The sequence below is a fragment of the Amorphus sp. 3PC139-8 genome (assembly GCF_040750475.1).
Taxonomy (GTDB): Bacteria; Pseudomonadota; Alphaproteobacteria; order Rhizobiales; family Amorphaceae; genus Amorphus.
Genome location: NZ_JABJVY010000058.1, coordinates 1 through 8,343, shown reverse-complemented (window position 1 = coordinate 8,343; position 8,343 = coordinate 1). Strand labels below are relative to the sequence as shown.

12 protein-coding genes are annotated in these 8,343 nt (G+C 64.2%); 5 read left to right on the top strand and 7 right to left on the bottom strand.

The features are described 5' to 3' along the window. Positions 1-290, bottom strand: a 290-nt coding sequence (locus HNS03_RS25400) for a helix-turn-helix domain-containing protein (protein WP_367198835.1), incomplete at its 3' end; no start/stop codon positions are given. Between the two features lie 702 nt (positions 291-992). Beyond that, entirely contained in the window at positions 993-1,439 is a 447-nt protein-coding gene (locus HNS03_RS25395) for a hypothetical protein (protein ID WP_367198834.1), read from the bottom strand. Positions 1,440-1,785: 346 nt separating this feature from the next. Between HNS03_RS25395 and HNS03_RS25390 the strand changes: the two genes are divergently transcribed. The 4 genes from HNS03_RS25390 to HNS03_RS25375 all read left to right on the top strand — a co-directional run bounded on the left by HNS03_RS25390 (position 1,786) and on the right by HNS03_RS25375 (position 3,913). Further along, positions 1,786-2,124, top strand: a complete 339-nt coding sequence (locus HNS03_RS25390) for a hypothetical protein (protein WP_367198833.1) — start codon at positions 1,786-1,788, stop codon at positions 2,122-2,124. Beyond that, complete coding sequence (locus HNS03_RS25385; RefSeq protein WP_367198832.1) at positions 2,109-2,540, top strand: DUF6283 family protein; 432 nt, start codon at positions 2,109-2,111, stop codon at positions 2,538-2,540. Before HNS03_RS25390 ends, HNS03_RS25385 begins: the two co-directional genes overlap by 16 nt. 698 nt (positions 2,541-3,238) lie before the next feature. Further along, the gene (locus tag HNS03_RS25380) at positions 3,239-3,502 is read left to right on the top strand and encodes a hypothetical protein (RefSeq protein WP_367198831.1); all 264 of its coding nucleotides are present in this window, start codon (positions 3,239-3,241) and stop codon (positions 3,500-3,502) included. Between the two features lie 87 nt (positions 3,503-3,589). Further along, positions 3,590-3,913 (top strand): hypothetical protein, encoded by a 324-nt coding sequence (locus HNS03_RS25375; RefSeq protein ID WP_367198830.1) that lies wholly within the window; start codon positions 3,590-3,592, stop codon positions 3,911-3,913. 271 nt (positions 3,914-4,184) lie between these two features. Here the strand turns inward: HNS03_RS25375 and HNS03_RS25370 are convergent, their stop codons facing one another. Then, on the bottom strand, positions 4,185-4,652 hold the full coding sequence (locus tag HNS03_RS25370) for a hypothetical protein (RefSeq protein WP_367198829.1): 468 nt from the start codon (positions 4,650-4,652) through the stop codon (positions 4,185-4,187). 185 nt (positions 4,653-4,837) lie between these two features. Between HNS03_RS25370 and HNS03_RS25365 the strand changes: the two genes are divergently transcribed. Then, complete coding sequence (locus tag HNS03_RS25365; protein ID WP_367198828.1) at positions 4,838-5,278, top strand: hypothetical protein; 441 nt, start codon at positions 4,838-4,840, stop codon at positions 5,276-5,278. 24 nt (positions 5,279-5,302) lie between these two features. Here HNS03_RS25365 and HNS03_RS25360 read toward each other — a convergent pair whose 3' ends face one another. The 4 genes from HNS03_RS25360 to HNS03_RS25345 form a co-directional block, all read right to left on the bottom strand. Then, positions 5,303-6,580, bottom strand: coding sequence for a Fic family protein (locus HNS03_RS25360; protein WP_367198827.1), 1,278 nt, complete (start codon positions 6,578-6,580; stop codon positions 5,303-5,305). 150 nt (positions 6,581-6,730) lie between these two features. Continuing rightward, entirely contained in the window at positions 6,731-6,907 is a 177-nt protein-coding gene (locus tag HNS03_RS25355; RefSeq protein ID WP_367198826.1) for a hypothetical protein, read from the bottom strand. Between the two features lie 193 nt (positions 6,908-7,100). After that, the gene (locus HNS03_RS25350; protein WP_367198825.1) at positions 7,101-7,778 is read right to left on the bottom strand and encodes an RES family NAD+ phosphorylase; all 678 of its coding nucleotides are present in this window, start codon (positions 7,776-7,778) and stop codon (positions 7,101-7,103) included. After that, the gene (locus tag HNS03_RS25345; RefSeq protein ID WP_367198824.1) at positions 7,775-8,182 is read right to left on the bottom strand and encodes an antitoxin Xre-like helix-turn-helix domain-containing protein; all 408 of its coding nucleotides are present in this window, start codon (positions 8,180-8,182) and stop codon (positions 7,775-7,777) included. The genes HNS03_RS25350 and HNS03_RS25345 overlap by 4 nt, the downstream gene beginning before the upstream one ends. Positions 8,183-8,343: the final 161 nt, after the last annotated feature.

The window sequence follows — 8,343 nt, the reverse complement described above, 5'->3', positions numbered from 1 at the left end:
GAGACCGTCACGCCATGATCGGCCAACAGCGCCTGCAGCCTGCGCACGCTCAGATGCGGAGTGGTTGCGATCGCCTGGAGGATGAGATCCCGGTGGGCTTCCAGGATGAACGGGCGGCGCGCGACATTGCGCGACGGGGCAACCGAGCCGGTCGTTCGGTAGCGCTGGTGCCACTTCACCACCGAAGACACCGCTACATCGAAGCGCTTGGCAACCGAGCGGACCGGCTCGCCCGCACGCACCGCCGCCACCACCCGTCGGCGAAGATCATTGGAATAGGGTTTGGTCATGCATGCCGGCCTCCACCCAGCAGGCAGCTTGAATCAGATCCAACCCCTCAAGGGAATCCCTTCGTCGATTCAAATACCAAATGACACGCTCTAGGCGTGGCCGTCGGCCACTGGACCCGCGTCGCCATCCTGTCGCCCCATTCGAGGTCGCCCCGGACGGGGTGTCGGTGATCGACGGAGATACCTTGTCGCTTCGGCAGCCGAAGCTCTGTCGCCTGCGAATCCGATCGGTATCTGCGCCAGAAATGCCCCGTAGCGGCGCTCGCCACTGGGAGCGCCTTCTCGGAAGCACGAAGCACCCGTCGCCCGGTATTCGGGCGCGCCAAGCCCTTATCGACGCGCTTCGGGGCCGGTCAATAAGGGTCAACCCGGTCGCCCAAGACTGCTATGGCCGACTGCTCGCCGACGTCAGGATATCGGGATGTGCCGGCGACAGGTTTCAGCACGAAGGCTCCTACTCGCTGGAGTGGGTGCTGCTTGGACAAGGCGTTGTCGTGCAAACCGAAGGCGAGCGGCTCCCGGACGCAGGGGCCCTCACGCGAACTGAGAGTCAGAGCGGGTCGAGTTCACTTCACCGGATCGCCCAGGAGCACTCACGATCGCCGGCCGTCGCACCCGATCAAGGAAGGCCCGGAGGGTTGCGGGACCTGGCCGACCGTGCATCCTAGTGCCCGTTCGAGGTCGACGATCATCGCTCATCCTCTACTTTGCGTCCGAGCACTTGTCCGGGTTTCGGACGGCCTTCTGACGTCTTGCCTCCGAGGCTCGGGCATGAGTGACGTTCTGCCGTGTCCGCACCGCCTGCAATAGGAACGTGACATCGTCGCCAGGCTCGACGAGTGCCAGGTCCCCGCCGACGACCACGCGCACGGTTCGGTTGCTCAATTCCTGCAGAAACCAAGCCGCGTCGTTGGCAGACACCCCAAGGCAATAGGCTGCGCTTACCACGACGGCATCTCCGGGCTGCGCCTTGTCGAGGATCTCGTTCCGACCGACCAGCTGCGAGCGTGGCCGCGGCGCGCCTCTTTTGATTTTGTCGAGCCGGAACGCTTCCTCGTCGTTCGTGTCGACACCGAGGATCCCCAGGACCTTGCGTTGTTCTGCAACCTCCGGCCGGCCAGGCCCGGCCAGGATGTAGCCATACTTCATACGTGGGCCCGCTCTCCAAAATTGCCTGTTGCCACCTTCGATAGGTTTCTTTATCTTACATATGTAAGAAATGCAATTCGGAGGAGCCAGACATGAAGCCTATTCCAGCGCATCTGACGCTGAATGGAGCCCCTCTCTGCACCTGTGAAATGACAGGTGCCGGATTGCTCGGGTTCGCATCGCCGGTTGCCGCCGAGCTGCGCTCCTGCAGCTTCGAGAGCCTTGCGGACGCGAAACGTGCGAAAAAGGAAATGCAAAGATTCCGAGCGGGTTTGAAGATCGTGCGCGGATGTTGCCCGGCGGCGCCGCGCGGCAACTAAATCGCCTTCGAGTGGGAGTGGTCGACATGCCCTATGTTATGCCGCCAGCCGGTTCCATTCGCCGCGCGGCCTTCGATGACGCCGACTTCGTCACTAAGATGCGGGGGCAGCGGCCGCTTCCAACGCTTCGCGGTGCTCTCTCTGAGGCCAAGCGCACATTCGCCGGCGCATCACGTGGCGATGTCGGGCGTGTGTGGTCGATCGTGCTTGAGGCGACCGATCGCGTGTCTCTCATCAGTGTCGGCCCCCGCGGAGGCTGGCGCCGCGAGTGGACGTTCGGTTACGGGCTTGCAGGCAACTGCACTGTGCCGACCGACTGGGAAGACGGCGGCGACGCTGGAGGTGCGGGATGCCTTGGAGGCTGAAGCGGGTTCGGCAGTGCGCGAAATGCCCGTGGAAGGTCTCAACGGATCCCCGGACGATTCCGAACGGCTACTGCGAGACCAAACACGCAGCCCTGGCGGGCACGATCGCTCGTCCTGGGGCACTCAATCTCGGAGGGGCGCTCCGGGTGATGGCTTGCCACGAGCACGATGTTGGCGATGAAGCCTACTGCGTTGGCTGGTTGATGAACCAGCTCGGTCCGGGGAACAACATCGCGCTGCGGCTCGCGATGCGGGATTGTGAGAACGTCGGCCACATCACTCTCGTCGGTGAGCAGCACAAGCGGTTCGAGGATACCCTGCCTGCCGGCCCGACGCCTGAGTTCCCTGGTCGCTCGGGGCGTGAGCAGCCGCCGGCGAACGAGCGAGTTGGGACCGGAGGCGAAGAGCGTGGTTGAGCACACCCCCCTGACCGACGAAGAGCGCCGCGCGATCTCATCGTTGAAGCGTCTCGCGAGACGATGGCCTGGCAGTCTTTGGCTCTTCTCTGCCTCCGGAGACCTTTGCGTGATGCGATGTGGAGCGGACGGGGGAAGGGTTAAGACGGCCAGCGGCGGGGTCGACCCGGACTACATCGTGGAGAAGATCTCAGGCATATCGAACGACGGAGGAGACTGGTGACGGGTGATCTGACGCCTCTCCCGTTCGCCCCCCGCGATTGGGTCGCCTACATCGGGAATCACGCGCGCATAGCGCGGGTGCGATCCGTCGATCGTTTCGACGGCGAAGTGCTTCTGGATCTTGTGCTCTACGCTCGAGACGGAACCAAGATCGGCAGGGAGAGCGCACCGGAGGGTGGGCCGCGGAGCTTCGAGCCATGTTGCGCGGCCGACGAGTGGGAGCGCATATCCGAGCCAAGCTTTCCAATCTGTCTGAGGTGGATTCTTCAGACGGACGGAAGCTACGCTGCGCAGTACGATGCTGGGCCGGTGCTGCCTCCCGCCAACTACCGGCCTCGTTCGCGAAAGCTCCCCTCCACGCCAGTAAACCACGACGAGGAGCTCCAGCGAGCGCTGCAAGCGATCGCCGACGGTCACAACGATGCACGGAGAGTGGCGGCTGAAGCTCTTCAGCGCCTTGAGGCAAGGAGGCGCCGGTGAAATACAGACCGCTGAGTGTCGCAGGCTACGAGATTTCGGAGGAAGTGCAACGCAGCGCGATGGATGGGTTTTTCGCGGAGATCCGAAATGGTAAGGCGGCCTCTTCGATGCGGCTGCAGGAACTCCTCGTCTGTCTAGGAGTGCCGGACGATCGCAATCAAGCCTATCGCGGCGCTGATCGGTTGCTGCAACGGGCCCGGAAGGCCGGACTCCTTGAATGGAATAGAGCGGCGGGTGGATGGGTAATCGCTCGTTCGTAGGTTCCGCGTCGGGCTAAAGCTCTCGCTCGGTTCACCGACGAGGATGGGGCCTCCGAGCGCCGCAATACAGAACAAAGGAACCGCCGCATGGCAGCGCCCTGGAACCGCACCGATTGGTCGCTCGACGAGTGGATTGCCTATGCGTGGGAGATCGAGCGGCGGCGCTGTGGTCGCCCCCGCGACGAAGCATGCACCCGCCACGTGCAGCGGTTTCCCGGGCATCTGGTGTCTGTGGAAATCGACCGGGCCACGCTTGTCGCGCTGAAAGACCTGCTTGTGCGCAGTCACCCGGGACTCTTCGGACGGCCGAGCCGCGGTGGTCGCGCCAACCACTGGACGACATCGGTATTTGTGGATGCCAACAACCAGCTGGCGAAGCTCGGCCGGATCCGCGGCCGGAACACTCCGTAGCATAGGGATAGAAAGGCACCGTCGACGACGGGACGCCGAGGGGGAGAAAGAATGCAGGCACCGAAGTGGGCGGTGTATCGGCAGCATCCGTGGGGAAGGAGCGCCTGGGTTATGTGCGCGCTCGGACGGAGAATACGGCCTGGAAGCTGGCCGAAAGGCGCTTTGGGGAACGCGCATCGCTGGCGATAGCGCGCAAGCAGTCCTAGTCCTGGCCTCCAGCCCCCGGTGTGATGGATCACTGTTTGGTGGTCGGCCAGCGCAAACCCGGCCGCTAGGTCTCGATCTCTTCCACCGTGGAACTGATCTCCGATAGCCGCCGCGCCGCGATGTCGAAGGCGCCGCTTGATGCCTCGTAAAGAAGCCGAAGCGCGTCCAGACGGTCCCCGGAAAGCCTCACGGAGGCAAATTGAGCCCGATAGGTCGTGTAGCTCCTGAGAAAGGGCGATCGGGCATCCGAGTGGCTCGACAGCGTTTTGAACGCAGCCTTTCGGATCTGAGTGATATGGATCGCTCGGGTTTGGTCGAGAGGGCCGTAGAGCTGCACATGGCGGTCCACAGCCGCGAAGATCGCGGCTTGCCGGTGCAACTGCTGGGGATCGAAGTCGGTCTGTCTCGACCCGAGGGAATCGGCATGAGCGACTGCATAGAGGTCCCAAGGGGCGACCTGCACAAGAACGACCACGAGGAAGAGATCAGCTGCGATCGCCAGTCCCACCAGGATGCGAATTCGCCGTGGCATGTTGGTCTCCCTCGAAGGTCACAGGCTTCTCGCCGTTGGGCTGTCGCATTCACACGCGGCCCAGGGCGACGGTACAGGGAGGTGGCTGGGCTGGAAAGCGCCTGAGATGGCTTCTCGGACCGAAAGCGCTCAGCTATTGTAGAAGAATGCAGAGAAGCTTTTTCGCAAGAGTGGGCGGTTACGCCTTGACCCGGCTCACCGGGTCAAGTGACGGCGGGTACGTTCGCAACGGGGCCGACGTGATCCGGTCCGCGGCGAGCAGGATCCAGCTGTCCCTGCCGGACTATTCGTCCTCAGAGTTGGAGGGTCACTACCCCGATGGCGGGAGGGCCAGGTTCATCGCGGCCGCGACCGAACGTGGTCTCGGACCCGCTGAGCTCGACCACAAGCGCCGAAAATGGCTGGTCGAAGCGCGGATCTTGCTGACGGCGTCAATCTTGTTCTTTCTCGGCGGCTTCCTCTGGCTGATACCGGCGGACTCGGCCTTCGAGCTTGTCATGTGCGTCGGCTTTTTCGGCGGTGCCGTCGCGGTTCTGTCACTGGCCTTCCGGGCGGACTTCGCCGCCTGGCAGATCCGCGAGCGCCGGTTCGGGAGTGTCCGGGAGTATCTCGACGCGCGCTTCTGACCGCGTCCTCCGCGGGGCAGGACGCTACCAGCCAGGTTCCAGATTTTCGTTGTCGCGGTCCGCAGGAGGCGGGAAAAAGCTTTCTTCCGTGTCGACGGTCTGCTCCGGCTGCGACCCTTGATCGGGAAAGAGACCCGGCATCCAGCGTGCCGCAAGCGCGGCCGGGAAAGCCAGCCGGAGAGGCGCCCGCGACGTGTCCGAGGCCAGGACGTTTCGCTCGAGCAGAGCCGAAGTCACGCGGCGGGCCTGCCGCTCCCCGGTGTTGAGGAGCCGTGCGACGTCGCCTCGAGGCACCTCACCGCGGAAGAGGACCGCCTCGATCACGGCTTCCGATCGCGGCGCGAGCCTGCCTCCGCGGACCTCCTCCTCGGTCCAGACGAAGATGCGATCCCGCAGCCGGTCCGGCTGCATCAACCTCTCCATGAAGCCCACCTGGTCGAGGCAGGTTATCAGAAAATAGGCGGAAAACTCGGCGAGAGCTTCCTCGCTGAGATGGCCGCGGCCGTCGAGATCGTTGCGGCGGGTCTGATCGCACGCGGCGAGATGCGACTTGTAGGCCTTAACGTCGCGTGCGAGGCCGCGAGCAACGGACCAGATCGACCCGGTGTCGAGCGTCTCGCGGAGCACCGCGTGCGACATCAATCGGGCAACGCGACCGTTGCCGTCCAAGAACGGGTGGATCCAAAGCAGCCGATGGTGTCCGGTCGCGGACGCAAGGATGGCGTCCGTCTTCCCAAGCTTGCTGTAGGCGGTCTCGAGACGGCCCAGAAAGCGCGGCACGGCGCCGGGACTGACGGCGACGTGCCGGCCGACTTGAACGTCACGCGTGCGCAACGCCCCCGGGGTCACGGGAAAGCGCTCCTTCGTCACCGGGTCCGTCACCCAGCATAGATCGCCGGGAAGCGATGCATAAAACCGCCGGTGGATCTCTCGGAGGGCGTCGACGGTCAATGTGCGTCCGTCGACGCCACCGCGGTCGATCCACTCTTGGACTGCGATGTGTGCCTTGGCCTCCAGCTGCAGGTTCCGCTTTTCCGGATCCGCGCTGTAGTCCCCTCTCAGGGCTCGGTCGATGTCGACCGGATGCGTGACGTGCCCTTCGATCAGGTTGCTGTAGTAGCAGTTCATCGCGCGCACGAGGTCGGCCAGGGCCGCGACGACTCCTGCCGGCAGGCTGCGCCGCAATCCCGATGACTTGGCGGCGAGCTCGACGGCCAGGTCGCCGAGCTCGGCACGCCATTTCGAGCTGCCCCCGATGATGAGCGGCTCGAGCAGGCCCAAGCTTTCTCCGCGATCGTCCACGTCCGCCTCAATGTCCGGTTAAAGCGCCGGCGCTGCTGTCCTACTTCAGACAGGATATCAACAAGTTGCGAACGTTTCTATGCGGATGGACTCGTCCTCCGAGTCCGGTTCGATGGCCGGTTCTGTCCGCTGCTGTTGTCCGGGTCGAAACTAACGACGGCGGCCGGCCGACGTCAGATCGCGCATGAGCGCATCCAGCGAGCCGACCGATACCAGCTGGCCCGACCGGGCCTCCTGCATCGCCTGCACCGTCGTTTGGTTGGGCGTGAGGGGCTTGAGGTCTGTTCTTCCGTCGAGATGGGCCCGCGCCGGTTTGCTTTCCCGCATTGCAGGACCTCGCTCGTCTCATCGCCAGGCGGTTCTCGCTGGTCTGGAAGGACCAGCCGGCGGGCGAAAAAGAAGACCGGCACGTGCGCCGCGCCCTCGCCTGATCAGGGCAGGGGCTTTGCCAAGGGCGCAGAGGTGCCGGCCATGTTGAAGCAAAGCTAACCGTTCGATGTCCCGGCCGCAACTGGGTGGCCTACATCTCCCGTCGCTCATAGATCGCCGATATGCGCTCTCCGTCCCAGACATAGGCCAGGTGACGCTCCTGACGCACATTGGAGAGGAGGCGGGGGCGAAACACCGCCGCGCACGTGCCACCTCGCCGGCGGACGCTGTCGTACACGATCCCGTCGGAACCTCTCTCGCGGAGCTCCCGGCCGAGGGCCCGCCCCGCGGAATAGTCGGCCGTATCGTAGACCGCGGATAGTCGCCCACCTTGTCGCCGGATATCGTGCAGCGTACCGTCGAGGTCGGCCAGATAGACCCGCATCTCGAGCTCGATCGGTGCCTCGGCCGTCGCCCGCATGAATGCCTCGCGATGGTGGCGGGTCTCGGCGACTGCAGTCTCCAGGTCTTTCGCGGCATAGTAGACACCGTAGCTACCGTCGCTGAAGCGGCTTCCATTCGGATTCAGATGGGTGAACGCCGCCATGACGACGGAACTGCCCGCGCCGGAGATGCGGTCCGAGCTCGGGACGAGCGAGAGCTCGCCGACTTCGTCTCGGACACGTGGATTGGTCATGGCCTCGAGCTCGTAAACCGCCTCTAGGTCGTCTGGATCGGCGACCGTCTCGAACAGCCCGATTGGCGGAAACCGGCTGGGGATGATGCGGAAGCTCGGCCGCCATCGAACGCGGCGCTCGGCCGGGGTCACGACCAGCCGCCCCGCTCCGCGTCCAGGTACTGGCGGACCCGGAAGAGGTCCGCGACGTGCCCTGACAGCATCACGTCCAGGGCTGCCTTTCCGGCGAAAGGAGACGCGGCATTGGGCCGTCGGATCCAGCCCTTAGCCGCTTCTCGCCCAGGCAACAGGATCTGCAGCGCCTTGTAGATGCCGAGAATGTACGAGATCCGCTCCAGCGTGTCCGGCGAGAGACTGTCGGGCGCCGCCTTCTTCCACTTGAAGAACGTCGAGCGCGCCGTCAGGCCGAGGAGGGTCATTTGCTGGTCGATCGACAGGCCCCACTCCTCCGCGATCCGGAAGAATGTCCGGAGGCCGGGTGCTGATAGCTCCCGACGAGTCTCTGCAGTGGGCTTTCGGGCCTCGGCAGCCTTCATGGCTAGGGTCCATGTCTGGAGTTGCGCTTTATACGACTCCATATATGGACTGTCCTCGGGATAGTGCAACCCCAAGAGCTGGAACTGACCTCCTCCTCGGCCTGAAGGCCGAGGGTTCCTTTTGGGCTGCTGATGCGGCCCTCCGGGTGGTTCCTGCTTCG